Genomic DNA, 26,052 nt, shown 5'->3' on the forward strand with positions numbered 1-26,052 from the left:
TCCATGCACAGTGTTGTAAAGACCTGGCTAGCCTTCGGGCTAGCCTTTTTCTTGACTGGGTGCGGTCAGGAGACTGTCCAATCCAAACCGGAGATCCACATCACCGGCAGCACCATGGGCACTTATTACTCCATCAAGGTGGCGGACAGCGCCATCAGCGATCCGGCCAAGCTTCAAGCTGAGGTGGATGTGTTGCTGGAGCGGGTCAACGATCAGATGTCGACCTATCGCCCCGATTCCGAACTGTCGCGCTTCAACCAGAGCCGTGACAACAAACCGGTAGTGGTCTCCCGCGATACCGCACGGGTCGTCACAGAGGCCATTCACATTGGCCGTGAGAGCCAGGGGGCGCTGGACGTCACCGTTGGCCCCTTGGTCAATCTGTGGGGCTTTGGCCCGGACAAGAAGCCGACCAAGGTCCCTTCCGATGAGCTGATCACCCAGACTCGCCAGAAGACCGGTCTGGGCAACCTGCACGTCATCACCTCGGTGGATGCCGATACCCTGCAAAAAGATATTCCGGACCTCTACGTCGATCTCTCTGCCATCGCCAAGGGCTTTGGTGTGGACAAGGTAGCCGAGTATCTGGAGTCACTGGGTGCGCGTAACTATCTGGTGGAGATTGGCGGCGAGCTGCGGATCAATGGCGTCAACGGCAAGGGGCACCCCTGGCGCGTGGCCATCGAGAAGCCCACCGCAGGCACCGGCACGGTGCAAGAGGTGATCGTGCCCGGTGACAACGGGGTGGCCACCTCCGGCGATTACCGCAACTACTATGAACTGGATGGTCAGCGCTTCTCCCACACCATAGATCCGCGCAGCGGCAAGCCGATCCAGCACCGTCTGGTGTCGGTCACCGTGATCCACCCCTCCTGCATGACCGCAGACGGGCTGGCCACCGTGTTTATGGTGATGGGGACCGAGAAGAGCCTGGCCTATGCCAACGAGCGCGGCTTGGCGATCTTCGTGATCACCAAGACGGACAACGGCTTTGAAGAGGCTTACTCCGATGCCTTCAAGCCCTATCTGGTCAAGAAGTAAGAGGTAGAGATGCAGATTTTTCTGATCACCTTCGGGGTATTCATGCTGGTGATAGCCGCCATGGCTATCGGTTATATCTTCCAGAAGAAGACCATCTCCGGCTCCTGTGGCGGTCTGGGTAGCGTCGGCATCGAGAAAGAGTGCGATTGCCCGGAACCCTGTGACAACCGCAAGAAGAAGATGGCCAAGGAAGAGGCCCGTCGCAAGATGCTGGAAGAGAACCGCATCATCTGATGACTCTGGTTTTTCGGTAAACAAAAGCGCGCCCGAGGCGCGCTTTTTACTGGCCGTTATCTTGCGTTAACGGTCAGGGCTGACGTTCGATATAGAGGATCACCTCGCCAAGATGGATACCGAACTTGCTGATCTCGGCACGATTGATCAGACGATCTTCGTCCAGCAGATACATCCAGTCATCGAAGCTCACCCGCACTACCTCGCCATCCGGCAGCGCCAGATCAAGCTGATAACGCCAGTTGAGGGCAAACCCTTGGCTTTTGCCCATCGCCTCCCCCACCACATCGGAAGCAGTACCTCGCCAGTGACCGTCAACCCCCTTGCTCAGATACCAGGTACGGGTCTGCTGGCGGCCATCGTCAAAGTAGAACTGCTCGAACAGCTCTCCCTTGCCATCCTTCCAACGACCCACCATCTCGACCCGAAAGCGACTGATCACTTCGCCGCTGCGGTCGGTTACCAGGCCGTGAGCCACCAGTTTGCCGTTGAAGAAACGGGCGAGATCCCAGTTTGGCCCCTGCCCCCGATAGTCATCGAGGCTGGCACCACAGCCACTCAGCAGCAAAAAGGGGAGCAACAGCAACCAGCGGTATGCACGATAGAAAAACATTGGAAACTCCATGTTCAGGGTTGGCCACGCAGGCGGCGGGTCAGGGCGGGATCGCGGCTGTTGTCAGCCAGCCAGATGGCGAGAAAAGCGGCCGAGAATTGCGGATCGGCCAGGGTGCCGAGGGATTTTTCCTGCCACCAGAAGTGGCCTGCCCCGCCCTTGTCGACATAGAAGGTGAGCTTGTCGCCTGCCTGCACATCGGGCCAGAGTGCTGCGAGCTGGCCGAGCCAGCGCTGACGCTCGGCGTCAGAGCCAAGACCGAGCCGCTGCCACTCCGCGGCAGTAGCGCTCAGCAGATCTTCCCGCTCGATGGATCTGGCATAGGTGAGGGTCAGGGCCTGCGGATAGTGACCGGGCTGATAGCGCCCGCTCACACTGTAGAGGGTGGCATCGTAGAGCTTGAACCAGAGCCAGTTCATCTCCCCCTGCCCGACCGGGCGCAGCTGCTGCCAGGGGGCGGCAGAAGCCTGCACTGTGGTTGCAGCCAAGAGCGTAAACGCCAGCAGTAGCGGGTTAATTCCACCCCATATGCCAGTGGTTGGGGTCTTCCAGTTCATGCCAGTCCATCTCCTGTTCCTGCAGGGTGTTGATATCCTGCATCACCACCTGCACCAGCTGCCCCTGCGCATCCCGCTGGCAGGCAACCACCAGATAGAAGCGATCAGTCAGCTCATGCTGGCTCTCTTTGGTCCATTTGGAAAAAAGCAACGAGTCGGTCGAAAAGGTGTTTGTCATGACTCCCCCTCCAGCTTGACCATTACCCACAGGAGTACGGGTAACCACCACATCCAGATCACTGCCAGCAACGCAGTGCTGATCCAGATGCCCCAGGGTAAGTTTACTGCCCCCATGGCGGCCCCCGCCACATAGGAGGAAGCACCGCCAAATACGCCAAACAGCGCCTGCTGCCAGCGAGGCAAGCGCAGCAGCCAGCGCATACCATGGGCCAGCGTCAGGGCAAAACCAAGCCAGAGCAGCACCAGCCAGAGGGGAAAACCGGACGGGAACCGGAACAGGCCGAGCTGCCAGAGCAGCACATCCAGCAGACAGCCGGCAACCGCAATGGGGAGCAGCCGCCAGTCACGCTGGCGGCTGGGTGAGAAGAGAAAGTGCAGCAGCAACATTGCCAGCAGCGGGCCCGGCTGCTGCCACTTCACCGCCAGCAACCAGTAGAGGTTGAACCCCAGCAGGTGAGCCCACTGCCACATGGTCAGTGACCGCTTACTGGCACATCACCCGACCAGCCAGCGGGCCCCGGCTTGGCGGCCTCCAGCTGCACCAGACTGATGGTGCGCTCCCAGAATCCCCCCTCGCAATAGGCAAAGTAGAAGTGCCACAACCGGATGAAATCCTGGCTGTAACCGAGCTTGGGCAGCTCGGGCGCCAACGCCAGAAACCGCTCGCACCAGTGAGCCAGGGTGCGGGCATAGTGATGGCCGTGATCGTGCAACCGCACCAGCTGCATGTCGGTCTCCCGCGCCAGCAACCCCGCCATCTGGGAGACGCTCGGCAAGCAGCCACCGGGGAAGATGTAGCGCTGGATGAAATCGACTCCGCGCAGATATTGGGCGTGGCGCTGATCGGCGATGGTGATGGCCTGAATGAGCAGGCGGCCACCGGGCTTGAGCAGCCGTGACAACTGGCGGAAATAGTCGGGCAGGAAGGCGTGCCCCACCGCCTCGATCATTTCGATGGAGACCAGCTTGTCATAGGTGCCTTCCAGCTTGCGGTAATCCTCCAGCAGCAAGGTGATGCGATCCCCCAGCCCCTCCCGCGCAATCCACTCCTTGGCATAGTCATGCTGGGCCCGGGAGATAGTCGTGGTGGTCACCCGGCAGCCATAGTGGCGGGCGGCATAGACGGCGAGGCCACCCCAGCCGGTGCCGATCTCCAGCAGATGATCGTCAGGCCCCAGCTCCAGCCGCTCGCAGATGGTGCGCAACTTGGCTTGCTGACCCTCTTCCAGAGTGGCGTCGGCGCTCGGGTAGATGGCGCTCGAGTACTGCATATGGCTGTCGAGAAACCCCTGATAGAGGGTATTGCCGAGATCGTAGTGGGCGGCGATGTTGGAGCGTGAACCGGTCAGGGTATTGCGGTTGAGCCAGTGGCGCACCTTGTTGAACGGGAAACTGAGCCAGCCGAGGCGCCGCTCGAGGGAGTCAAGCAGGGTCAGATTGCGGGCCAGCAGCCGTACCAGCGCCACCGGATCCGGGCTGGTCCAGAGCCCCTCCACCCAGGTTTCTCCGGCGGCAATGCTGCCCCCCAGCAACAGGCGACGATAGAAGGCCGGATCCTGCACCACCAGTTCGGCATGCAGATCGGTGCCCGCGACGCCAAAGCTGTGGCGCTCACCGCCATCCCGCAGCAGCAGCTGGCCATGTTCGAGGCGACCCAGCAGATTGAGCAGCAGTTGTCTTGCCCCCTTGTCGATGAAAGAGGCAGAGAGGGTTGATTGAGCAAGTTCCATTAGCGGCTCTCCGGATGGGTAAAAATCGGGGTTCGTTTGATAAATAGACGCAGGGCCTGCCAGTAGATCCCGAGCAGCACCTTCATGGTCATCCATGGCCAGCGGGCCAGCAGGGCCACCAGCCCCTTGCGTGACAAGGGTTCGCGCGTGAGCGCCAGAGTGGCGTCAAACAGCTTTGCTTCACCGGATACGGGATGACTCTCGATATGGATCAGTGTCTCCTGCGCGGGCGGCCTGATCCGCCAGTGATAACGCATCGCCAGCCCCATAAAGGGGGATACGTGAAAATCCTTGTCATGGGGTGCCAGCGCCGCCAAATCCAGCAGGTAGTAGTGACGCTCGTTCCAGGGAGTGTTCGACACCTCTGCCAGCAGATAGCGCGCCTCGCCCTGCCGGTAGCAGAAGTAGAAGTTGACCGGGCTGAAGTAGAACCCCAGACAGCGCACATTGCCGAGCAGCAGCACCCGCCCCTCGGGGTCGGCATCGCCACCCAGCTCGCTCACCTTCTGCCACACCGCCTGCTTGAGGCTTCCCTCACTCCCCTTGAGATAGTCATGGCGGTGAAACGAAAGCAGTCCCGAGCGCTCCACACCGAACCAGCGCCCCTGATCGAGCTGCGGCAGCTCGTCGAGATCCAGTCCCAGCATAAACAGGCTGTAGGAGAAGGCGTGAGCCCGCGGTGCAAAACGGCGGTGGCGCACCGAGCCCTGCCAGATGGCGCTGGTGACGCCAGCCAGTTCGTCTGTACGCTCATGTTCGGTGGCCACGGTGGCGCCGTTCATAGCTCGGCTCCGAAGCGCCTGGCGACATCCAGCGCGCTGCGCACCCCATCCTCGTGGAAGCCGTTGTACCAGTAGGCACCACAGAAGTGTGTGTACTGCTGGCCGCAGATCTCCGCACGCCGTTGCTGGGCGGCAATAGAGGCCAGATTGAACACCGGATGGTGGTAGACGAAGCGGCGCAGCACCTTGCTCTCATCCACCTTGCCCTTGGGATTGAGGCTGACGCAGAAGGGCTCCGGCGAGTTCACCCCCTGCAGGATGTTCATGTTGTAGCTCACCAGCGGCCGCGCCTCGTCGTTGCCATCGAGCTGATAGTTCCAGCTGGCCCATGCCTTGCGGCGAGTGGGCAGACAGCGGGCATCGGTATGGAGCCAGACATCGTTGGCCTGATAGGGCATGTCGCCGAGGATGGCCTGCTCCCGCTCGCAGGGATCCGCCAGCAGTGCCAGCGCCTGATCGCTGTGGCAGGCGAAGATCACCTCGTCAAACCGCTCCTCGCCGTAACTGCTCTGGATCACCACGCCATCCGCGTCCCGCCGTACGCTCTGCACCGGACAGGCGAGGCGGATTTGCGACTGCCAACCCGCGGTAAGGGGGCCGATATATTCCCGCGAGCCACCCGGGATCACGTACCACTGGGGGCGATTGGCCACATCCAGCAGGCCGTGGTTGGCAAAAAAGCGCAGGAAGAAGCCAAGGGGGAAGGCGCGCATATCGGCCAGGGTCGATGACCAGATCGCCGCTCCCATCGGCAAGATGTAGTGGCGGGCGAAGTAGTCGCTAAACTCCCCCGCCAGCAGAAAGTCCCCCAGGGTCAGCTCGGGGCCAGCCCCCTGATGCTGACCATCCGCCAGCCAGGCCCGTGCCTCCCGGTTGAAGCGCAAAATCTCGCCAACAAAACCGTAGAAACGGGGGCTCAACAGATTGCTGCGCTGGGCAAACAGGGTGTCGAGGTTATGGCCGTTATACTCCAGCCCCTCCGGGCTCTTCACCGAGAAGCTCATCTCGGCCGGTTGCCGCGCCATGCCGATCCGTGCCAGCAACTTCAAGAAGTTGGGGTAGGTGCGATCGTTGAAGACGATAAAGCCGGTGTCGATGGCATAGCTGCGGCCAGCCTGATTCACATCGACAGTGGCTGTGTGCCCCCCCAGAGTCGGCGCCGCCTCGAACAGGGTTATGTCATGGAGTTTGTGGAGCAGAAAACCGGCGGTGAGCCCCGAGATCCCTGAACCGACGATGGCGATCTTTTTCTTCATGAATGGCTTCCTTTCGATACGAGTGCGCGGCCAAGGCGCAGCCAGAGCCCCACCGGCAGCGCACCAAGCAGGCGCAGCAACCAGATGAAACGGCGGGGAAAGTGGATCTGGTGACGACCAGCGGTCAGCCCGTCCATGATGGCGCGGGAGGCCTGCTCCACCGTCACCAGGCAGGGCATGGGAAAATCATTTTTGGCGGTGAGCGGCGTCTGGACAAAGCCGGGGCGGATCAGGGTCACCCCGATCCCTTTGCTGGCCAAATCGAGGCGCAAGGTATCCGCCAGATAGTCGAGGGCCGCCTTTGAGGCGCCATAGGCCTCGGCTCGCGGCAGCGGCAGCCAGCTCACCGACGAGCTGACGATGGCCAGCCGTGACCCAGCCCCGAGCAACGGCAAGAAGGCGGCCAGCGCATGGCCGGTGGCGGTCAGATTGGTGTCGATGACACGGGCAAACAGCTCGCTGTCAAACCCCTCCGCCACATCCATGTACTCGCAGTTGCCTGCGTTGAGGATCAGCAGATCGAGGAATGGCAGCGTAGCAGCCACCCCGCTCATTGCGGCCAGATCCCGGGCATCGAACTGCAGCGGCGTGACGCCATCCAGCCCCAGCTCCTGCAGCCGTTCACCATCGCGGCCACAACCCCACACCTGCCAGCCTGCCCGCCGGTAATCCAGCGCCAACTGGCGACCGATGCCGGAGGTCGCGCCGGTGATCAGCACCCGGCCGCTCATGCGCCAAGCCTAATCTTGATGGTGCGCACCACGAGCCCGAGCAGCGGCAACTGCTCGTAGAGCATGGCGCCCAGGTCAAAATAGTCCCGGTGCTGGCACACCTTGCCCGCCTCGTCGAATTCGAGGCGGGTGGCCCCCTCCACCGTCACCGGCTCACCACCACGCAATCTGGGGTGAGAGAAGGTCATGGTCCAGCCGAGCCAGGCCTGCTGCCCTTGTTGCTGCTGACTGGTGATGACGAAACGGCAGTAGGCGAGGCGCTGATAGAGGGTGGCAAAATAGTCGCCAAGGGCCGCCAGCCCCTCGATACGGTGGGCCGGATCGGTAAAGACTACCTGTTCGGCATAGACCTCGGGCAAGCGGTGCAACTGCTGTTTGTCCAGTTGCTGATAGAGGCCAATAAAGCGGGCCAGCGGCTCGTTCATCCTATTTCTCCAGAGAGCGAAACATCTCGATGGCTCTCACCCGGGCAACGGCGTGATCCACCATGGGTGCCGGATAATCACGTCGCCCCTTGAGCCGCAACCAGTCGTGGGGCTGATGCACATAAGCGGCGGGAATATCGGCAAGTTCAGTTACCCAGGTACGGATAAACTCCCCTTGTGGATCAAATCGTTGCCCCTGAGTGGTGGGGTTGAAGACCCGAAAGTAGGGGGCCGCATCGGCGCCGGTGCCCGCCGCCCACTGCCAGCCGCCGTTGTTGGCCGCCAGATCCCCATCGATGAGCCTACTCATGAAATAATCCTCCCCGAGCCGCCAGTGGATATGGAGATCCTTGGTGAGAAAGCTCGCCACTATCATTCGCAGCCGGTTGTGCATCCAACCGGTGGCGTTGAGGCAGCTCATCGCTGCATCAACGATGGGGTAGCCGGTACGGCCCTCGCACCAGGCGGCGAAGGCATCCGGATCCCAGCTCCACGGCAAGGCCGCCGTCTCCGCCTTGAAGGGGCGATTCATGGAGAGAGTCGGGATCAGCACCAGCAGGTGGCGATAGAACTCGCGCCAGATGAGTTCGTTGAGCCAGACAAAGCCGGGCTGAGCCTTGGACTGGGGCCGATAGCCGAGCCGCTGCTGGAGCGCCGCCACACACTGACGGGGACTGATGATGCCCGCCGCCAGATAGGGGGAGAGCACGGACGTGCCCGCGATGGCAGGAAAATCCCGGGTCTCCCCATAGTCGAGCACTGCCTGTTCCAGAAAAATGTTCAAACGGCGCAGAGCTTCCGCCTCCCCCACCGGCCAATGCGGATCAACCGTCAGCTCGCCGAGAGCTTCATCAACCCACGCCCGCTCAGCCAGCGGCTGCCAAGGCAAAGGCTCGCCACGCGGTGTCGGCGCCCGATGAATGACAAACCCCTCCTCGTCGAGGGCCTTGAGCCAGGCGCGGCTGAAAGGGGTGAACACCTTGAACATCTCACCCGAGCCGGTCAGCACCCGCCCCGGTGGCAATACGCAACAGCCGTTGAGCCAGTGACAGCTCACCTCCTGCTCTGCCAGCGCGGCGCTGACGGCATGGTCGCGACGCAGCTCATCGATCTCGATAGCCTGATTGGCGTAGAGCTGGGTCACCCCCAGCTCGCGGCAGAGGTCTGCCAGCGCGACAGGCACCTCGGCAAAAGTCTCCACTCGCAGCAGATGGAGCGGGATGCCAAGGGCCGCCAGCTCGCGGCCCAACTCATCCACCTGCGCCAACATAAAGCGCTGACGGATGGGGGCCATTTTGTGCTGCCGCCACTGGGTGGGGGAGATGATAAAGAGCGCGGCGACCGGCTCATCACCGGCGCAGGCATGCCGCAGCGCGGGGTTGTCGGCGAGGCGCAGATCATTGCGAAACCAGACCAGTTTCATGATTTTTTCCTCCCGCGTCCGCTGGTGCCAGCAGCATCTGGGGCATCCGCTATCAACTCGGCAAGGCTCGCCTGCCAGCCATGGGCTTTAAGCCACTCATCGTCGTAGAGGCGCCCCAGCTCGCCAAACAGGCATGTGCCTGCGGGCCACCCGGCGGCCAGCTCCTGCTTGCCGAGCCCGGCACCCAGCAGCACCAGCCAGGGGGTAACGGCACGCCCCTCCAGCAGGCTGGCATGGCGCGGCTCGATCGCCCCCAGCAGTTGCACCTCATAGCCCTGACCGATCAGCTCGTAGGCGGCCCACACCAGATCGAGGGGGCCAACCTGTCCCCAGCTCGCCAGCGTGATCGGCACGCCTTTCTCCTGCTCGATCAGGTGACGGGCGAAGCGGGTATGGAGCCAGCCCAGCCACACCTGTTGCAGCAGCTCGCCATCGGGCCGCTCGCGCCACAGCCCCAGCAGCCGCTCCACCAGCGGTTGCAGTATCCGGCTGCGCACCAGCTCGAACGGGTAGCTCGCCAGCAGATCGTTGAGTTCAGCCTCCGCCTTGCGCTGGTTGAAGGCGAGCAGCGCCTGACTGAACTGCTCCAGGGTTTGCTGCCAGTGATCGCTCACTGGCTCGGAATGGGGTTCGCTCAAGAGCCCCTTCACCTGCCCGATACTCACTCCCCGCTCCAGCCAGCTCAGGATCTCGCCGATCTGGCGAATATCCTGCTCGCTGTAGAGGCGGTGGCCCTTTTCGGTGCGGGCCGGTTGCACCAGACCATAGCGGCGCTGCCAGGCGCGCAGGGTCACGGCGTTGACACCGGTGAGACGGGAGACCTCGCGAATGGGGTAGATCCCCTCATCAGCCAGAGGAGCAACTTCTTGCGATAAATCAGACATGACAACGTCCATCAAACAAAGGAGTAAGGCTACCCGGCGCAAACCATCCGCCGGGGCAACAGAACGGATTCAGAGCCCGTAACGCAATTTGAGCGTATCGGGGTGTGGATTGAGATATACCTGCTCGGCGAGATAGGGATTGGGGTACTCGCGCAGGTAGTGACGGATCAGGGTGAGCGGCACCAGCAAGGGGAATATGCCGGTGCGGTACTTGTCGATGGTATCGGCAAGCTCCTGCTTCTGGGCCGGGGTCAGCACCCGCTTGAAGTAGCCCTGCAGGTGCATCAGCACATTGGTGTGGCTGCGGCGGTTGGCTCGCAGGGTCAGCGCCGTCATCAATCCCTTGATGTAGTTGTCGGCCACCTCCTGCAAATTGGTGGACTTGCCCAGATTGCCGAGCAGCTTGCCGAGCGCCCTGTAGTGGGTGGTGGCGTGGGAGAGCACCAGATACTTGTAGCGGGAGTGGAAGCGGATCAGCGCAGAGGCAGTAATACCACGCGCACAGAGCTGCTGCCAGTCGTGGTAGGCGAAGACCCTCAGCACGAAGTTCTCCCGCAGGATGGGATCACAGAGCCGACCATCCTCTTCCACCGGCAGCAGGGGGTTGGCCTCCATCAACGCCTTGGCAAAGAGGCCGATCCCCTCCTTGGCGCTCCCCTCGTTGTTGGCGCCATAGACCTTGACCCGCTCCATGCCGCAGCTGGGTGATTTGGCACAGAGGATATAACCGGAGATAAAGTCGAGCTGGCGCGCTTTCTGCTCGCTAAAGGCAATCAGCTTTTCGGTGACATCGAAGCTACCGTTGCTCGCCTCGGCGCGGATCTCGCCGTTGCGCTTGACCAGCCGGATGGCGGCGCGAGGCGCCCCTAGACCGATGGCCATCTCGGGACAGACGGGGTGATAGTCAAAGTGAGCGCCAAGATCCCGTTCACAGAAACTGGAGCGCTTGTGGCCCCCATCGAAACGTACCTCTTGTCCCAGCAGGCAGGCACTGATACCGACTTTAATCTTGTACATGACGACACTCCTTGTATAAGCATTGATTCAGTTATAGCAGTTATACAAAAAAATGGAAGTTGTATAACTATTGCCGACTGATACGACACAAGGAGAAAAAAGAGATCACTGGAAAACGAAAAAACCCATGGCGAACGCCATGGGTAAAAATCAAGACACTACAGACTACTGGAAGGAGGATTAGAAGCTGTACTTCACACCCAGGCTGGAGATGGAACCTTTTTGCAGATCCCAGTTGCGATAGGTGTAATCGGCAGTCAGCGCCCAGTTCTGGTTGAGCTTGTAGGCACCGCCCACCTTGAAGTCGTGCATATCGTCGGTCATGTTGGCGTAGCGGTAGGCCGTGGAGAGCTCGACATTGCCGATGTCGTAGCGCAGACCCACTTCACCGTACATGCTGCCGCTATCTTTGCGAGCGACCGCATCCCAGCCCTTACCGGCAACATTATTCGCCAGCTCACGCTCCAGGGTGTAGCCCATCACACCGGTTTCACCATAGAGATTGAGACCAGTGCTGAGCGGGGTAAAGACACCGACACCGATGCTGGAGATCGACATGCTGTCGTTGCCATCGTTGCGGGAGGTATATTCGGTCCCGGCACGACCGTAGAAGTTGGAACCAAAGCTCTTGGAGAGATCCAGGCTCAGACCGCCAAAATTACGGGTCCCTTTGCTGTCATTGCTGAAGGTACCGTTGAGATAGTCGGATTTGGTGTGCGCCCAGGTAGCCGCGCCCTTGGCGTAGCTGAAGGCATCCTGCGCCATGACGGAAGTAGAGGCAAATCCGGCCAGAACCAGAAGAGAGACAGTTGCTTTTTTCATGATGATAACTCCATGTGATTGGGCCCGTTGCTAGCGAGCTGGTATGGAGTCATTTTGCGATCAGGTTTCCAGCTTGCCGAGCTGCAAGCTGTTGCAGAACCATGTCAGATGTAAGCAGATATTGCAGGGGGTGTCAGCGGCAACAAGTTGCCGGCCCAAGCGGTTTGCATGGGCCGGAACAACGCCAAATCAGCGGAAGACCACCTCGTCAATTTCGACCCGCACCAGCGGCTGACCAGTCAATCCGGCAGGACGGGGGATCTCGAGGGCCAGCGAAGGACGGGCTTGCCCCTTGCGCAGATAGGTCTCCGGCAGACGATTCTCAGCAACCCAGAAGCGGGCCTCCTGACGGCTCAGCTGCACCCCGTCAGCACTGAACAGGGTCACCATGCCACGTACCCCGACCACATTGCGGGTGCCGGTATTGCTCACCATAAAGGTCAGCACCAGCGGGTCAGATCCCTCGATCTTGTCCAGCTTGACCACCACACCGTCACGCGCCATCTGGGCAAGCAGTTCCGGATTGGCCTTGGCCTGATCGGTCAGCACCGGAGCAGCGACGGCCACCACGGCCCCAGCCTTCCCATCAGCAGCCACGCCCTGCACGGGCTCGGCCGGTTTGACCACCAGATACTCCCAGGTGAAGTCGTCGTTGAGCTGAACCTGCCGACCATCGGGCAGCGTCACCTGAGAAAGAGGGGCAGCCTGCGCCAATACGGGGGAGAGGCACAGGGCAATCAGCAGACGGGAGAAGGGTTTCATAGGGCAAAGCTCGGTAACGGGTGAAAGGGCGACAGTATAAACAGTCCCGTCGCCCCTTGCCTATGACGGCACTCACGTTCTGGAACCCGCATCGCTTGCCCGCAGGCTAGATGGCGACATCGTGTCGCTCTTTCTGTGCCATATCCAGGGTCACCAGATCGAACTTGCTCCCCTTGAGGGCAGACAAAATATCCGATTGCATATCAAAGGCCTGCGCACGCTGATGCTCGGGCAGACGCACCCGGGCCAGGGTGGTGGAGCAGTCACACAGGGTATGGAAAAAGACCTGTGCCTCGTCCAGCCCCATGTCGGCCAGCATCTGCTCTGCCTGATCCACCATTCGTAGATAACGCTGCTCAAGCAGCCGTGGATTGGTGAAGCGATTGCTGAGGCAACCGTTGCTCCCCTTGCCCCAACGACCGAGCTGACGCTTGTTGAAGCCGTAACGATAATCGCGGCGCATCAATCCGTTGTCGGCAAAAAACCAGATAGAGTTGGCAGGCAGAGACCCGAACTGGGCAAGATAATCATCACGCTCCTCCACCGCGGCCGGAACCAGCAACGGCAGATGAGACCATTCCGGACGAGCCTGCACATACTCACCAATGCGGCGAACCGGGTCGATCAGCCCTTCAATATTTGGCAGGCGATCGCAAAAGACGATCTCGTCACTCTTGATGACCCAGTGCTCAATGCCATAACGCTGGCAATAACGACGGGCACGGGCCACTTCGCTGCGACTGCGGGTTGGATTATCGAGGGTAATTGCGTGGATTTTCACACCGGCAGCGCGGCACAGCTCGATGCTGTAGCAGGATTCCAACCGTCCCGAAAAAGAGACAACCAGCTCGTCAAAACTTGCCAGTCGCTCAATCAGCAGCTGTTCCCTGGCTTGAAAAGAGTGATCATATCCCTGATTCAGTACAACTACATTGGCACCCATTAAACAGCTCCGGATGATGAACAGGTGCAGTATTGTGCGGCAAACAAACTGAATAGACCCTTAAAGAGTCTGGTTAAAATTAAAACTTGATGATTATTTCCTGTGATTCTGCTGCTAAATCTTCATTTTGGGCGTCATAAATTCGTAATCTTGCTTGGTGAACCCGATGGGCTCGCAAGAAACCCTGCGCCTGATCCAGCGAGGTGAAGGTCAGGTGCCCTCCCTCACTGTCGGTCAGGCAGAGGCACTCCCCTTCTGCCTCAACACAGAGCTGATAACCGCTGCCATCCTTGCAGGCGATGATCAGGGTCGCCTCGGGATAGTGACTGAGCCAATTGCGAAACCGGCCATGCTCCATAGTGCTCCTAGAGGGGCATCACCCCCTGCCGGTGGCGGGCAAACAGCCCAGCTCACCCAGTTGCTGGCGGCAACTCGCCGCGTCGGTAAAGACGATCCCCCTGATACCGAGGGCCTCGGCGGCCGCAATGTTGGCGGGACTGTCATCGATGAAGATGCACTCTGCCGGTTTCAGATCGAACGACACCAGCAGATAGCGGTAGATATCCGGCTCCGGCTTCATCATCCGCACCCGCGCCGAGACCGCCTTGCCGCTGAAGAAGCGCCAGAAATCCTGATGCTGCTCCAACCAGTCGATGCTGGCATGACCCATGTTGGAGAGGGCATACAGAGTGTGCCCCGCCCCGTGCAGCTCGGCTATCAGGGTTAGCATAGCGGGATCTGGCAGCAGGGAAGCGGGAACTGCCTGTAAAATGGCCAGATTCTCCGCCGTCGAGAGGCCGGTGCGCGCTTGCGCTTCCCGGGCCATGGTGTGGAGCGACATGGTGCCTCTGTCTACCTCCAGCCAATCCGGGTGGTTAAAGAGCTGCTCAGCCAACTGTTCGGCCCCTTGCGGACCACGCACGGAACGCACTATGCCTACCGGATCCCAGCTCACCACCACCCGTCCCAGATCGAAAATAATCGCCATCGTCTTTACCTCCCCCACTGGGTTTCAGTCATAAAAACAGAGTCAATAGAACATCGCTCATACGCCATTTTCTTAACCGGATACCCTGCCCCCATCCCCGCCTGCGGGCAAGTTTTACTTGCATCAGACCGGCAAATCCCTTAATGGTTATGACGTTACTTCAAGGACACACCTATGCACGCACCATTCTTCTTTGCTTTCTCGTTTATCCGGCCCGCTTGAGGGAAGGCCTGTCGTCGTGTGAACAGAAAGCAAAGACGAATCGAGCCTCCCCTAGCGGAGGCTTTTTTTTGCATTAATATCAATCGATTACTTGGATAGGGAACAATCATGGCAACGCTCGACGAGATCAGACAAGACATCACCCGGTTGGATCAGGAGCTGCTTGCCCTGCTGGCGAAACGCAAGACCCTCAGCATCGAGGTCGCCCGTGCCAAGCAAGCCAACCCGCGCCCCATTCGTGACCACCAGCGGGAGCAGGAGCTGCTGGTCGCCCTGATCCAGAAAGGGCGCGTGCTGGGGTTGGATGCCCAGTACATCACCCGCATCTATCACACCATCATCGAAGACTCTGTGCTCTCCCAGCAGGCCTATCTGCAGAGCCTGCTCAACCCGGAGCAGCAGGAGCCGATGACCAGCGTCGCCTATCTGGGACCGCGCGGTTCCTACTCCAGCCTGGCCGCCCGCAAATATCTGGCGCGCTACAAGGATCAGGTGATCGAGGTGAACTGCCAGAACTTCCGCGAAGTGCTGGATGCGGTGGAGTCAGGCCGCGCCGCCTTCGGCGTGCTGCCCATCGAGAACACCAGCTCGGGCTCCATCAACGAAGTCTATGACGTGATGCAGCATACCAGCCTCTCCATCGTCGGCGAGCTCACCTACCCCATCGAGCACTGTATCCTCACCGCCGTACCGACCGAGCTGAGTCGCATCAAAACCTTCTATGCCCACCCGCAGGTGTTCCAGCAGTGCTCCCACTATCTGAGCAAGCTGGAAGGGGCGCGTCACGAGATCTGCGACTCCTCCTCCAGTGCCATGATGAAGGTGAAAGAACTGGCCAGCCCGGAGGCCGCCGCCATCGGCAGCGCCGCCGGTGGCGAACTGTATGGTCTGGATGTGCTGGCCGAGCAGCTTGCCAACCAGAAAGAGAACTACAGCCGCTTCATCGTGGTGGCGCGCAAACCAATCGACGTGGCACCGCAGATCCCGGCCAAAACCACCCTCATAATGTCCACCTCCCAGAAGCCGGGTTCGCTGGTCGAGGCGTTGCTGGTACTGCGCAGCCACGAGATCAACATGACCAAACTGGAGTCCCGTCCGGTGCAGGGCAACCCGTGGGAAGAGATGTTCTATCTCGATGTCTCCGCCAACCTGCAGACCCCGGCGATGCAGGCCGCACTGGTGGAGCTGACCAAGATCACCCGCTATATCAAGGTGCTTGGCTGCTACCCGAGCGAGGATGTGAAACCCACCGCAGTGCCGCCGGTGCTGATGGGGAGCTAACCAGCCCACAACGACAAAAGGCGAGCACCCTGCTCGCCTTTTGTTTTGATGCCGGTTTTCACGGCAAGCCCATCAACTCAGAACTGACCGGCCATCAGCTGGTTGATGTTGTAGAGGGCACGGGTATCGAGCTCCATCTCGGTGGCATAGGTGTTACCGCGCGGATAAGAGGCAACCACCCGGGCACCACGCACCACACCGGCGACCGACACATCCAGCGAGTTGGAGGTCTGGGTCAGGTCACGATAGCTGCTCTGACCGCGCACCTGCTGACCATTGAGCTGCTCTGCCAGCTCGCGATAAGCATCCATCTTGGAAGCGCGAATGGCTTGTAGCATCTTCTCCGACTGGGAGGGGCCAGGCTGGATGTCGATCACCGCATAGCCCACCGCCTTGAGCACCGGAAAATCATCGGGCTTGCCACCCTGGGTGTAATCAGTCACCCGGTTGTAGCTGCAACCGGTGAGCAAGAGAGCCAGCAGGCAACTAAACAACATCTTCATGACTCGCTCCTTATGGGGTCAGGTTGACCAGATGACCACCCGGTCGGGCCTGACTGTCACGCATCAGATAACCGCGGTTAATCGATGCCCGACCAAACGAGTTGTTGGCACCGAACAGATATTTCTGCGGGATCAGGCTCTGGGCCGTGGTCTCGACCATCTTGGTGCGCATATCGATGATGCGGGCGTTGACCAGAACCCCCTTGCTGTTGCGACTGAAGGTGCCGACTAGAATGCGCGAGATGGGCAGACGGGGAGAGAGCTCCTTGTAGTTGCGGCTCAACACAAAATCCCCCTGCGGCGTCACCTTGATGCTGCCGGTCAGCTTGAAGTCCACCACCACCTCGCCGCGACGGTTGAGCTCGTAGATAAAGCTCTCCTCAATCTGCTGCCCCATCCAGTTGGTATCCTGCAGGGTATCGAGATCGACAAAAGAGGCTACCGCGATGGGATCGGTCAGGGTGGAGAGCGATTTTCGCTCCATCAGCTGATCGGTCATGCGCGCCACCAGCCAGTTGAGCTCCATCCCCTGCGCCGCCTGACGCGGATCCCCCTGATCCCGATTGATAGGGTCGGAGCCGCAGCCGGCCAATGCCAGAGCGAGCGCCAACGCCGTGATGAATTTGTTCATGGATACCTTTCCTGTATCTGCACCTGATTTGTTATCGGACGCGTCGGCCAAACCTTGAGCCGGGAATGAGGCATGATTCTTGCTGAAACACTCGCTGTTAAGCCAATCTCTGGCGGATGGTCAGAAAAACGCCATCGAACAACTGTTGTGATCCATGTCGGCCCGCCATGCCCTCTTCAAGAGAAGAGGCTGCGAGTCGCCTAATCAAGGTATCTGCTATGAAATTACCGCTGCTGTTGACCCTGCTGCTGGCCAGCCTGAGCGCCCGCGCCGAGCTTATCGAAGCGCAGGGCAGTGCTGCCATTCTGGGGGGGGATGAAGTCTACGCCCGCGAACAGGCGACTCGCGATGCCCTGCGGCAGGCGCTGCTGGCCAGCGGCGCCGCCGTCTCCAGCGTGCAGCGTCTGGAAAATGGCAGCCTGCGATCCGAGCAGATCCAGATCCGCTCCGGCGGCGACATTCGCCAGTACCGCCTCAAACGGGAAGAGGTGCGCAACGGCCGCATGTACATCACGCTAGTGGCCGACATTCAGGCCGAGCGCCAGATCTGCCAGACCCAGCACTTCGCCAAGGATTTGACACTGGTGAGGCTGCGGATGCGCTATCCGGATCAGGCCAGCTACGGCGCCATGGACGACATGCCGGAAAACCTCTCGCGACGGCTGTTCGAAACCCTCGCCAATGCGCCGCAAGGGGTGGCGGTGCGCCAGTGGCTGGATGAAAATCTGCGCATCGATCCGCTCCATCTGCAACAGGGGGATCGCAGCGCCCTCGAGGAGATCAAGGCACTCAGCCTGCGTACCGACAGCCAATATCTGGTGCTCGGCAGCATCGACGATCTCTCCATCGAGCCTCAGGGCAACCAGCTGACCAGCTGGTATGAGGATCCCGTGCGCAACTTTCGCATGCAGCTCTACCTGTTTGACGGCATCAACGGCAGCCTGATCAACCGCAAGGTCTACGAAGGGCGCGCCACCTGGACCTTCGGCAAGCGGGAGCAAGTGGGCAGCAGCAGCGGCCAGTTCTGGCAGTCAAGCTACGGCCAGGAGGTCAACTACCAGCTGAAGCAGGCCGCTCAGGATCTGGTGGCCCAGCTCACCTGTGCCCCGGTCACCGCCCGGGTGGTTGGCCAGAACGAACGCGGTCCCTACATCAATCTCGGCCGACGCAACGGCGTCAAGCTCGGCGACCAGTTCAGGATCCAGCACAACGCCGACTTCATCGACCCCTACGGCAAGTCCCGCATGATGCGCAACCCGGCCGACGGCCTGTTCGAGGTGGTGCAGGTATTCGACGATGGCGCCATCATCAGTAGCCAGAACAAATATTCGCCGTTTAACATCCAGAATGGGGATTTGGCAGTATTGGAATAAGAATCAAGGGTTTAAAAGGGAGTTGCTTCTTGTATAATGCCCGCCACACAGCTCCCGTAGCTCAGCAGGATAGAGCGGTCCCCTCCTAAGGGACAGGTCACTGGTTCGACTCCAGTCGGGAGCGCCATATAAAACAAGGGGTTGGCATCATCATGGTGCCAACCCCTTGGTCGTTTTTGGCGACAATGAATCCGACCATCCAACCGTAATTACCCTCTCCTTTCTGCGTTCAGAGCATGCGCTCTCTGATAGACTGCTTCTCTTCGGCTTGTCTGTGAGGCCAAGCCCTGTTTCATCTTGCAAAGGAGTGTTGGATGTCCGGATGTTCCTGGTGGGATAGATCCACCGGTTTTGCACTGCTGACCATTGTGCTGTGGGCTTCACTGGCGGCGCTGACGTCACGGGTCACCAGCGTGTCACCACTGGTGCTGGTCGGGCTGGTGCTGTTTTTCTGCGGGGTCGGGGCCTTGCCGTTTTGGCGCCAATGGCGCGCTCGCCCTATTACCTGGCTGGTGACGGTTACGGCATTGCTGCTCTACCATCTGCTGCTCTTTATGAGCTTTCGCCATGCCCCGGTGCTGGAGGCCAACCTCATCAACTACCTCTGGCCGCTCTGCATCATTCTGTTCACCCCGCTGTTGTTGCCCGGCCATCCCCTCCATGCCCGTCACCTGCTGGCTGGCGCCTTTGGTCTGGCGGGTTCCATGCTGGTGATGGTCAATAGCGAGCTGCAACTGCAGCAGGCCTATCTGCCGGGATACCTGTTGGCGCTCGGTGCAGCTGTCGTCTGGGGGGCCTATTCGGTGCTATCACGCCGTCTGCCGCCAGCCCCTGCCGTGGTCACTGCGGCAGCCTGCCTGCCCGCTGGTTTGCTGGCTCTGCTGCTCGCCCGTCTGCTGGAGGGGCCCCTGCCACTCGCGCAGATCCCCACCAGTGACTGGTGGCTGATCATCGGGCTGGCGCTGGGCCCGATGGGGGCGGCCTTTGTGACCTGGTATCTGGCACTGCGAGACGGCGATCCACGCCGGATCGGTGCCCTTGCCTACCTAACACCGCTGCTGAGTACCTTGCTGCTGGTGTTGCTCAATGGAGAAACGCTGACCTCGCGCCATCTGCTGGCCGGGGCACTTATCATAGGAGGCGCCCTGCTCGGTATGCTGGGCCAACGCAACAGCGTGCAGGTATCCCAAGCCAGTTAAGTCGGCAAAATGGGGCCACCTGACCATGCTGTCATAAAAACGCCATCATCCCTGTTTAGGCTCTGGCCACGCTCCCCCATGGTCTGTGCTGACAGGAATTACCCCGTGAAAATCGCCCATTACGCCACCCTATCCTCCCTTGTTTTGCTACTGGTTGCTGGAGGACAGGCGCTGGCCCTCTACCACGGCTGGCAACAGCTTGCCCATACCAATCAGGCCCAGCATCAGCACGAGACGCTGCAACAACTGGTGACGGTGAACCTGCAAAACAGCCTGCGTGACTACCTCAACAGCGGCGATCCGCAACAACTGACAGCAGCGGAGAAGGTCCGTCAGCAAGCGCTCTCCTCGCTGGCAGCTCAGGATGATGCCGTGGCAGCCCCGCTCAGACAGCAACTCGAACAGATGGCGCAGCGCATCGCGCACGACTATCAGGCCGCAGGCAAGCTCTCGGGCAACAGCCAGCTGCTGCTGCAAAACGCTGAGAGTGAGCTGGGCAGCCAGGCCATGGCGCTGATCCGCTATGGGGAGCAAGGCGCCAGCACGGAACAATCTGCCGCGGCACAGCAATATCGCAGCAGCGCTGCCGAGATCCTGGCGGGCCTGCCGCGCCTCGCCCATTTGCGCCAAAGCTATATGGAGCAGGGCAATGAAAAGCTGCTCGAAGGGATCCGCTTCGAGCTGGAGGCACTGCAAAAACAGGCGCAAGCGCTGCAAGCCTTGCCGCTGCTCGGCCTGTATGAAGAGGCGCCCGCCGATGAGTTCACGCTGGGGGAGCCGGTGCGCAAGGAGCTGGGAGAGCAACCGCGCAGCGAATTACGCTCGCTGCTGGGCCGCTATCCGCAGGAGCTGGCCAACAGCCGCACGGCGCTACAACAGCAACAGGCTGGCCGCCAGACCGTGCAGCAAGACATCATGGCGATGTTGCAAGCGACCAGACAGATGGGGGAACAACTTGCCCGCGAACGGCAAGCCGTCAATCAGGAGCTGGCCACCATCCTCGGCACGTTAGCGCTCTGTCTGGTGATAGTCGCCCTGCTGTTTGCGCTGGTGCAACGACGTTGGCTGCTCACCCCCTTGTTGCGACTGCGCGGAGCTTTTATGCAACTCGATCAGACGGGGCAGGCCGAGCCGTTGCCTACCGGGCGCGATCGCAACGAGCTGGCTGATATCGTTGCCAGCTACAACCGGCTGATCGGTCGCCTGCAACAGGATCAGCAACAAAAAGAGGGGCAGCTGTCAGCGGTATCCCTCAGTCTGCAAGGGATGGTCAGTCAGGTTGACGAGATCCACCACAGCACCCGCACCACCGAACAGGTGGTCGATGAGAGCGGTCAGATGATGGATGAGCTGAACCAGCTGGCCGGAGAGGTCCATCAGGTCGCCGCCGACATCGCCCAGCATGCCCACCATAACGAACAGGCGATGAGCCAGAGCGAAGATCTGGTGGGGAGCATGCTGCACGCCACTCATCAGACCGGACTGGCGATTGACGAGAGCGATGAGGCGCTGCAAGCCCTCACCCGCTCGGTTGCCGATGTGACGGCCATTGTCGATGTGATCGGTCATATCGCTCAGCAGACCAACTTGCTGGCCCTCAACGCCGCCATCGAAGCGGCCCGCGCAGGGGAACAGGGACGCGGTTTTGCCGTGGTTGCCGATGAAGTGCGCCACCTCTCGGCCAATACCCAGCAATCACTCAACCAGATCACCGATATTCTGGGGCGCCTGACCCAATCCGGCGAACAGCTTGGCACTGTACTGAACCGGATCACCAGCGAGTCAAGCCGTCAGCGGGCGCAGGCGGAACAACTGCGTCAGACCACCCAGGCGGTGCGGGAGATCGCCCGCAACACCGCAGTGATCGCCCTGCAGGGCGCCGACAACGCCAAGAGTCAGGAGCACAAACTGGCCAGTTTTGCCGATCTGATCGCCCGTATCCATCAGCATGCCCGTCAGGTGAGTCAGCTCTCGGTGCAGGTCTCCTCCCATATTCACCATCAGGCGCAGCAGATCCCCCACATCCTCGGCCAGCAAGGCTGAACCCTATTCGCCCCGCATCCTCACCAGATCACTTTCCCTCAACCAGAGGGAAAGTTTTTTTGTAGCACAAAATTATCTGTTATCGGCAGGTTAACTGACACCTTTTCCCCTGTACCGGATGAAAACCCGTACTGGCGCTGGCTGCGGCCTCAAGAAAACGCTCTCATCACCGTGATACCTGCCATGAGGCTGTTTACGACCTTGCCCATGATTATTTGCACTCGGTCATACTTTTGAAACGTTGAGGGAACTTTTCATTGATATTTCGCACCGCGAACGTACTCTTGGGGTTGTCCGATAGCCAAGAATCGGAACATAAAAAAACAACATGTGATGATCAGGACTGCCAACTACAGATGTGCCAAGACATCCGGGTTTGCAGGTAGCCAAGACAAGATTTTTTGCCCTTCGGGGTTTTGATTGCAATGCCAATACCGAGCGGTAGGCCCGATGCCAACTGCCGGAAAAAAAAGCTAAGTCCATAAAATCAGGAGCAATAAAAATGGAAAAAGTGATCTTCAAGCGCGCCGCTTTGAGTGCCGCTGTGGTAGCCGCTCTGGTCGCCCCCGGTATGGCGTTGGCAGCTCAGGATATGATGAGCCCGGAATACGGCCAGTCCTATGAAACCTTCGTTAAAGACTCCAAACTGACCGGCGGTCTGTTCTACTTCCAGCGTGATCGTCAGCGCATCGATGGTGACCCGACTGCAGCCAAGAAAGAAGGCAAATACCAGTCCAACCTGAGCCATTCCACCGTTCAAGCCGCTCTTAACTTCAACTCCGGGTATGCCTGGGACACCGTAGGTCTGGATCTGGGCGGCTTCGGTGCCTATGACCTGGCCGTTACCGAAAATCACCCGGTCAACCAAGAAAACGAATTCTCCTTCGCTGGCCGTTCTTGGGGCAACAACGCCAAAGATGGCTCCCCTGAAGGTGGTTTCAGCCTCTCCAACGCAGCGATGAAGCTGAAATTCCTGGACGGCGGCATCACTGCCAAGGGTGGTTATACCCAGCTGTATGTCCCTGGCCAAATCGGTGTTAACTGGTCTTATCAGCCGGGTACCTATCGTGGTGGTCAAGTTGAAGGTAACTTCGGTGGCCTCTACCTGACCTACGCCATCGCTGACGAGTACAAGGCCCCCTGGTACAAAGAGACTCAGGTCTTCTCCCGTGCCAAAGCGTGGATGGATCCGTTCGCTGATGAAAACGTCATCGACTACATCCACGGTATTGCAGCCCGTTACACCTTCGAAAATGGCACTGCTGTGACCGGTTCTTTCGGTCAGTCCGAAGGCTACATGGACAGCTACCACTTCAAACTGGCTCACAAGTTTGACGTACTGGGCGGCCTCTCCACCAGCTACCAGTTCTACGGTTCCGAGACCGAGACCTACACCAAGGGCGCTTCCCAGATCGAGACTTATGACGGTCTGGCATGGCAACAAGCTCTGACAGCCGCCTGGGGCATGGGCCCGTACGGCTTCCGTCTGGAAGGTCTGTGGACCAAGGCTGAAGGTGCGGAAGGCAACTACCTGCCCCGTCTGACCCGTGGCTACGCCAACTCTCAGGGTGCCAACGAAATTTGGTGGGACTCCCGCTCTGACTGGAACGCCAACAACGAGAAAGCGCTGTTCTTCGGCGTGACCCGTTCTCTGGATGACCTGGTTGGTGCGCCTGGCTGGTCCGTCGGTGTATCCGGTGCTTACGGTTGGGATATCGAAACCGGTCAAGGCAAGAAAGCAGCCAACGGTGAAGATACCGAATGGGCTGCCAACTTCGATGTCACCTATACCGTGCAGGATGGCAAGCTGAAAGGCACCCTGTTCAAACTGCACTACACCGACTACAACAACGACATCAGCCAGGGCGGCGGTTGGACCGATTACCCCAACATCTTCGCCTCCGAGCACGACGTCAAGTTCCACATCATCATGCCGCTTACCTTCATGTAATCAGGCAATACGATGTCAGCAAACCGGGCCACTTGGCCCGGTTTTCTTTTTACCGGTTGGCAGGCTAACATGCGAACCGGATAAGGGTTTTATCCGCTAACCAGCCCGCACGCTTTTGTCAGCAGTCACAAGGACGCCATCATGCCCCGTTTTGTTCTGATCACCGGTTGTTCCAGCGGTATTGGCCTCGCCGCCGCACAGGCGCTCGGGCAGCACGGTTTTACCGTGATCGCCTCGGCGCGCAAGGCGGAAGATGTGGCCCGTTTGCAGCAACAGGGATTGCTGGCAGTTCAGCTGGATCTGGCGGACCCTGCTTCCATCGAACTGGGGGCCAGTGCGGCGCTCCATCTGGCAGGCGGGCGCCTCTATGGCCTGTTCAACAATGGCGCTTATGGCCAACCCGGGGCGCTGGAAGATCTGCCCACCGAGGCGCTCAGGGAACAATTCAATACCAACCTGTTTGGCTGGCACCATCTGATCCGTCAGGTGCTGCCGCCGATGCTGGAAGCCAAAGAGGGGCGGATAGTGCAGAACAGCTCGGTTCTGGGACTGGTTGCCATGAAGTATCGCGGCGCCTACAACGCCAGCAAATTTGCGCTGGAAGGTTATAGCGACACTCTGCGCCTCGAACTGGCGGGTAGCGGGGTACATATCAGCCTAATTGAACCGGGCCCCATCGATACCCGTTTTCGTGCCAATGCCCGCAGCGCCTTCTTGCGGCACATCGATCCGGCCCAGAGCCGTCATCAGTCGGCCTACCGCCAAACCCTGACGCGGCTGGAAAAAGAGGGGGCCACCAGCGGCTTTACCCTCCCGAGCGAAGCCTGCATCCCGCCGCTGCTCCATGCGCTGACCCACGCCCATCCCCAGGCACGCTATCCGGTGACCACGCCAACCCGGCTGTTTGCCTTCTTGCGACGGGTATTGCCCACTCGCTGGCTCGATAAACTGCTGGCCAAATCGGCCTGATCCCGTGATTGGCGACAAGCATCCTGCCGCCCAGTTTGAGTTAGCTGTATAGCGGCGTAATCCAATCCGCCAACCTTGTTTGTCCCTCTTTTCAATGGTGCTCGCCATTGCTGTAGTAGGCACTCTTGACCAAAGGGATCACCTGCACCACCACATAGATCTGCTCCCCCAGCACCCGTTTCAAATGGCGCGTGATAAGGCGCGCGGCGGCGTCCTGCATCTCTTGTGGCCGCTCGAACCAGTGCAACTCGACAAACGGAAATCCCGTCTCTGGCTCGCCGTTGCGGATCCAGCAACTCTCCACCCGCTCCATGGTGACTAACTCCGGCTTGCCGCCGGTCAGCTCGCAAAGCTCGGCCAGCAGCGGGCCGCTCACCTGTTGCAGGGTATCGAGCGCCACGGCGCGAAAACGAAGATGGGGCATGGCAAACCTCTTGGTTATCTGAAATGAGGACTTATCATAGGAGTTATTGTCAGCAAGAGAAGTCACCCGGCGCACATTAAGGATCCCCATGAGATTTCATCGCACCCTCTTTGCCTTCCTGCTCTGCCTGCTGCTACCACTGCACGCCTTTGCCGATCCCGCGTTCTATCGGGTGAGCAAGGGCAACCAGCAACACTGGCTGCTGGGCTCCATCCATGCGGGCAAACCTTCCCTCTATCCTCTGCCCGAGCCGGTGGAGCGTGCCTGGCTGCAGAGTCGCGCACTGGTGATGGAGGTGGACATGAACAGCATCACGCCGGATCAGTGGCAACAGACAGGCTCCCTCACCCGACTGGTGGATGGCAAACCGCTCAAGGATCATCTGCCTGCCGAGCTCTATCAACGCACCCTGATGGCGGGCGCCCGCTATGGCATCGACGAGGCGACCCTCGCCACCCTGCGCCCCTGGTTTGCCGCCATTACCCTGACCCAGGCCGCCATGGCCCGCTCCGACTTCAAGAGTGAACTCGGGATAGACCAGCACTTTGCCGTCCGGGCCGCCAAAGAGGGCAAACCGGTAGTGGGTTTTGAAACCCTGCTGGAGCAGCTCGGTTATCTGGCCAGCGTGGGTGACAACCAGACCCTGATGCTCGCCAGCACCCTGGATGAGCTACCGATGCTGGAGAGTGGTTTCGCCGCCGTGATGAAGGCGTGGCAGCAGGGAGATGAGGCGACGCTGATCAATCTGCTCAAGGAGGAGATGGCCCCGCCCGCGCTACAGAGCTGGATGGAGCAGACCCTACTGGCCGAGCGCAACCATAACTGGCTGAAAAAATGGTCCACCCTGCCCAACGAGAGCTTTATCGTGGTAGGCGCCATGCACCTTTACGGCGAACAGGGGTTGCTGGCGTTGCTGGAGCAGCAGGGGTGGCGCATTACCCCGCTCACCACACCGGGCCCTGTGCAGGCTCGGTCGCAAGGAGTCCAGTGAGAACGATCACAGATCGCGCTGGTTATTAAACAACCTGCAAGGGAGTTGATCGGGATCATCTCGGACGGGACAAAGAG

The 26,052-nt window shown here is 60.0% G+C and carries 29 protein-coding genes, 1 tRNA gene and 1 other annotated feature; of the genes, 10 read left to right on the forward strand and 20 right to left on the reverse strand.

Annotated features, from left to right (window positions below; all coding sequences use genetic code 11):
* The first annotated feature begins 3 nt into the window (after positions 1-3).
* Positions 4-1,041, forward strand: coding sequence for an FAD:protein FMN transferase ApbE (locus I6L41_RS11690; protein WP_005338666.1), 1,038 nt, complete (start codon positions 4-6; stop codon positions 1,039-1,041).
* A 9-nt stretch (positions 1,042-1,050) separates the two neighbouring features.
* A complete protein-coding gene (gene nqrM / locus I6L41_RS11695) occupies positions 1,051-1,275 on the forward strand; it encodes a (Na+)-NQR maturation NqrM (RefSeq protein WP_005338668.1) in 225 nt (74 codons plus the stop codon).
* A gap of 73 nt (positions 1,276-1,348) precedes the next feature.
* Here the strand turns inward: nqrM and I6L41_RS11700 are convergent, their stop codons facing one another.
* The 17 genes from I6L41_RS11700 to I6L41_RS11780 all read right to left on the reverse strand — a co-directional run bounded on the left by I6L41_RS11700 (position 1,349) and on the right by I6L41_RS11780 (position 14,388).
* A complete protein-coding gene (locus I6L41_RS11700; RefSeq protein WP_216958990.1) occupies positions 1,349-1,888 on the reverse strand; it encodes a DUF3833 domain-containing protein in 540 nt (179 codons plus the stop codon).
* Positions 1,889-1,902: 14 nt separating this feature from the next.
* A complete protein-coding gene (locus I6L41_RS11705) occupies positions 1,903-2,445 on the reverse strand; it encodes a chalcone isomerase family protein (protein WP_216958992.1) in 543 nt (180 codons plus the stop codon).
* Positions 2,402-2,623 carry a TIGR02450 family Trp-rich protein gene (locus I6L41_RS11710; RefSeq protein WP_005338671.1) on the reverse strand — a complete coding sequence of 74 codons (222 nt, stop codon included), beginning with the start codon at positions 2,621-2,623 and terminating at the stop codon, positions 2,402-2,404. The genes I6L41_RS11705 and I6L41_RS11710 overlap by 44 nt, the downstream gene beginning before the upstream one ends.
* Entirely contained in the window at positions 2,620-3,096 is a 477-nt protein-coding gene (locus I6L41_RS11715) for a DUF2878 domain-containing protein (protein ID WP_021230328.1), read from the reverse strand. Before I6L41_RS11715 ends, I6L41_RS11710 begins: the two co-directional genes overlap by 4 nt.
* A gap of 2 nt (positions 3,097-3,098) precedes the next feature.
* Positions 3,099-4,355: a cyclopropane-fatty-acyl-phospholipid synthase family protein gene (locus I6L41_RS11720; protein WP_216958994.1), complete on the reverse strand. Its 1,257-nt coding sequence runs from the start codon at positions 4,353-4,355 to the stop codon at positions 3,099-3,101.
* Positions 4,355-5,137, reverse strand: coding sequence for a DUF1365 domain-containing protein (locus I6L41_RS11725; RefSeq protein ID WP_139473991.1), 783 nt, complete (start codon positions 5,135-5,137; stop codon positions 4,355-4,357). Before I6L41_RS11725 ends, I6L41_RS11720 begins: the two co-directional genes overlap by 1 nt.
* On the reverse strand, positions 5,134-6,393 hold the full coding sequence (locus I6L41_RS11730) for an NAD(P)/FAD-dependent oxidoreductase (protein WP_216958998.1): 1,260 nt from the start codon (positions 6,391-6,393) through the stop codon (positions 5,134-5,136). The genes I6L41_RS11725 and I6L41_RS11730 overlap by 4 nt, the downstream gene beginning before the upstream one ends.
* Positions 6,390-7,124: an SDR family NAD(P)-dependent oxidoreductase gene (locus I6L41_RS11735; RefSeq protein ID WP_216959001.1), complete on the reverse strand. Its 735-nt coding sequence runs from the start codon at positions 7,122-7,124 to the stop codon at positions 6,390-6,392. The genes I6L41_RS11730 and I6L41_RS11735 overlap by 4 nt, the downstream gene beginning before the upstream one ends.
* Positions 7,121-7,549: a nuclear transport factor 2 family protein gene (locus I6L41_RS11740; RefSeq protein WP_216959004.1), complete on the reverse strand. Its 429-nt coding sequence runs from the start codon at positions 7,547-7,549 to the stop codon at positions 7,121-7,123. The genes I6L41_RS11735 and I6L41_RS11740 overlap by 4 nt, the downstream gene beginning before the upstream one ends.
* A 1-nt stretch (position 7,550) precedes the next feature.
* The gene (gene phrB / locus I6L41_RS11745; RefSeq protein WP_216959007.1) at positions 7,551-8,972 is read right to left on the reverse strand and encodes a deoxyribodipyrimidine photo-lyase; all 1,422 of its coding nucleotides are present in this window, start codon (positions 8,970-8,972) and stop codon (positions 7,551-7,553) included.
* Positions 8,969-9,856: a MerR family transcriptional regulator gene (locus I6L41_RS11750; protein ID WP_216959010.1), complete on the reverse strand. Its 888-nt coding sequence runs from the start codon at positions 9,854-9,856 to the stop codon at positions 8,969-8,971. Before I6L41_RS11750 ends, phrB begins: the two co-directional genes overlap by 4 nt.
* 69 nt (positions 9,857-9,925) lie before the next feature.
* Complete coding sequence (locus I6L41_RS11755; protein ID WP_005343644.1) at positions 9,926-10,873, reverse strand: DUF523 and DUF1722 domain-containing protein; 948 nt, start codon at positions 10,871-10,873, stop codon at positions 9,926-9,928.
* 180 nt (positions 10,874-11,053) lie between these two features.
* Entirely contained in the window at positions 11,054-11,695 is a 642-nt protein-coding gene (locus I6L41_RS11760; RefSeq protein ID WP_158112028.1) for an autotransporter, read from the reverse strand.
* A 189-nt stretch (positions 11,696-11,884) separates the two neighbouring features.
* Positions 11,885-12,457, reverse strand: coding sequence for a DUF3157 family protein (locus tag I6L41_RS11765; RefSeq protein ID WP_118854234.1), 573 nt, complete (start codon positions 12,455-12,457; stop codon positions 11,885-11,887).
* A 106-nt stretch (positions 12,458-12,563) separates the two neighbouring features.
* Positions 12,564-13,400 carry a hypothetical protein gene (locus tag I6L41_RS11770; protein ID WP_201937343.1) on the reverse strand — a complete coding sequence of 279 codons (837 nt, stop codon included), beginning with the start codon at positions 13,398-13,400 and terminating at the stop codon, positions 12,564-12,566.
* Between the two features lie 79 nt (positions 13,401-13,479).
* Entirely contained in the window at positions 13,480-13,758 is a 279-nt protein-coding gene (locus I6L41_RS11775; protein WP_201937345.1) for a DUF6482 family protein, read from the reverse strand.
* Between the two features lie 18 nt (positions 13,759-13,776).
* The gene (locus I6L41_RS11780; protein ID WP_216959012.1) at positions 13,777-14,388 is read right to left on the reverse strand and encodes an HAD family phosphatase; all 612 of its coding nucleotides are present in this window, start codon (positions 14,386-14,388) and stop codon (positions 13,777-13,779) included.
* A 170-nt stretch (positions 14,389-14,558) separates the two neighbouring features.
* Positions 14,559-14,680, forward strand: a sequence feature (Phe leader region).
* Positions 14,681-14,718: 38 nt separating this feature from the next.
* On the opposite strand from I6L41_RS11780, the gene pheA reads away from it, so the two are divergent.
* Positions 14,719-15,891 carry a prephenate dehydratase gene (gene pheA / locus I6L41_RS11785; RefSeq protein WP_005343631.1) on the forward strand — a complete coding sequence of 391 codons (1,173 nt, stop codon included), beginning with the start codon at positions 14,719-14,721 and terminating at the stop codon, positions 15,889-15,891.
* Positions 15,892-15,968: 77 nt separating this feature from the next.
* Here pheA and I6L41_RS11790 read toward each other — a convergent pair whose 3' ends face one another.
* Positions 15,969-16,394 (reverse strand): LPP20 family lipoprotein, encoded by a 426-nt coding sequence (locus I6L41_RS11790; protein WP_216959014.1) that lies wholly within the window; start codon positions 16,392-16,394, stop codon positions 15,969-15,971.
* 10 nt (positions 16,395-16,404) lie between these two features.
* Positions 16,405-17,025, reverse strand: a complete 621-nt coding sequence (locus tag I6L41_RS11795; RefSeq protein ID WP_041208019.1) for a FlgO family outer membrane protein — start codon at positions 17,023-17,025, stop codon at positions 16,405-16,407.
* A gap of 218 nt (positions 17,026-17,243) precedes the next feature.
* Here I6L41_RS11795 and I6L41_RS11800 point away from each other — a divergent pair, with 218 nt between their 5' ends.
* From I6L41_RS11800 to I6L41_RS11825, 6 genes are all read left to right on the forward strand, one after another.
* The gene (locus I6L41_RS11800; protein ID WP_216959017.1) at positions 17,244-18,398 is read left to right on the forward strand and encodes a flagellar assembly protein FlgT; all 1,155 of its coding nucleotides are present in this window, start codon (positions 17,244-17,246) and stop codon (positions 18,396-18,398) included.
* A 50-nt stretch (positions 18,399-18,448) separates the two neighbouring features.
* Positions 18,449-18,525 (forward strand) — tRNA-Arg (locus I6L41_RS11805).
* A 187-nt stretch (positions 18,526-18,712) separates the two neighbouring features.
* On the forward strand, positions 18,713-19,597 hold the full coding sequence (locus I6L41_RS11810) for a DMT family transporter (RefSeq protein ID WP_204484021.1): 885 nt from the start codon (positions 18,713-18,715) through the stop codon (positions 19,595-19,597).
* A 105-nt stretch (positions 19,598-19,702) separates the two neighbouring features.
* Positions 19,703-21,640, forward strand: coding sequence for a methyl-accepting chemotaxis protein (locus I6L41_RS11815; RefSeq protein WP_204484022.1), 1,938 nt, complete (start codon positions 19,703-19,705; stop codon positions 21,638-21,640).
* A 502-nt stretch (positions 21,641-22,142) separates the two neighbouring features.
* Complete coding sequence (locus I6L41_RS11820; protein ID WP_005338723.1) at positions 22,143-23,591, forward strand: OprD family outer membrane porin; 1,449 nt, start codon at positions 22,143-22,145, stop codon at positions 23,589-23,591.
* A gap of 141 nt (positions 23,592-23,732) precedes the next feature.
* A complete protein-coding gene (locus tag I6L41_RS11825; protein ID WP_120414913.1) occupies positions 23,733-24,560 on the forward strand; it encodes an SDR family oxidoreductase in 828 nt (275 codons plus the stop codon).
* A 91-nt stretch (positions 24,561-24,651) separates the two neighbouring features.
* Here the strand turns inward: I6L41_RS11825 and I6L41_RS11830 are convergent, their stop codons facing one another.
* Positions 24,652-24,984 (reverse strand): DUF1904 family protein, encoded by a 333-nt coding sequence (locus I6L41_RS11830; RefSeq protein WP_216959020.1) that lies wholly within the window; start codon positions 24,982-24,984, stop codon positions 24,652-24,654.
* Positions 24,985-25,072: 88 nt separating this feature from the next.
* Here I6L41_RS11830 and I6L41_RS11835 point away from each other — a divergent pair, with 88 nt between their 5' ends.
* Positions 25,073-25,975, forward strand: a complete 903-nt coding sequence (locus tag I6L41_RS11835) for a TraB/GumN family protein (RefSeq protein ID WP_216959023.1) — start codon at positions 25,073-25,075, stop codon at positions 25,973-25,975.
* Positions 25,976-26,052: the final 77 nt, after the last annotated feature.

The sequence above is a fragment of the Aeromonas sp. FDAARGOS 1411 genome, from assembly GCF_019047125.1.
GTDB lineage: Bacteria > Pseudomonadota > Gammaproteobacteria > Enterobacterales > Aeromonadaceae > Aeromonas > Aeromonas veronii.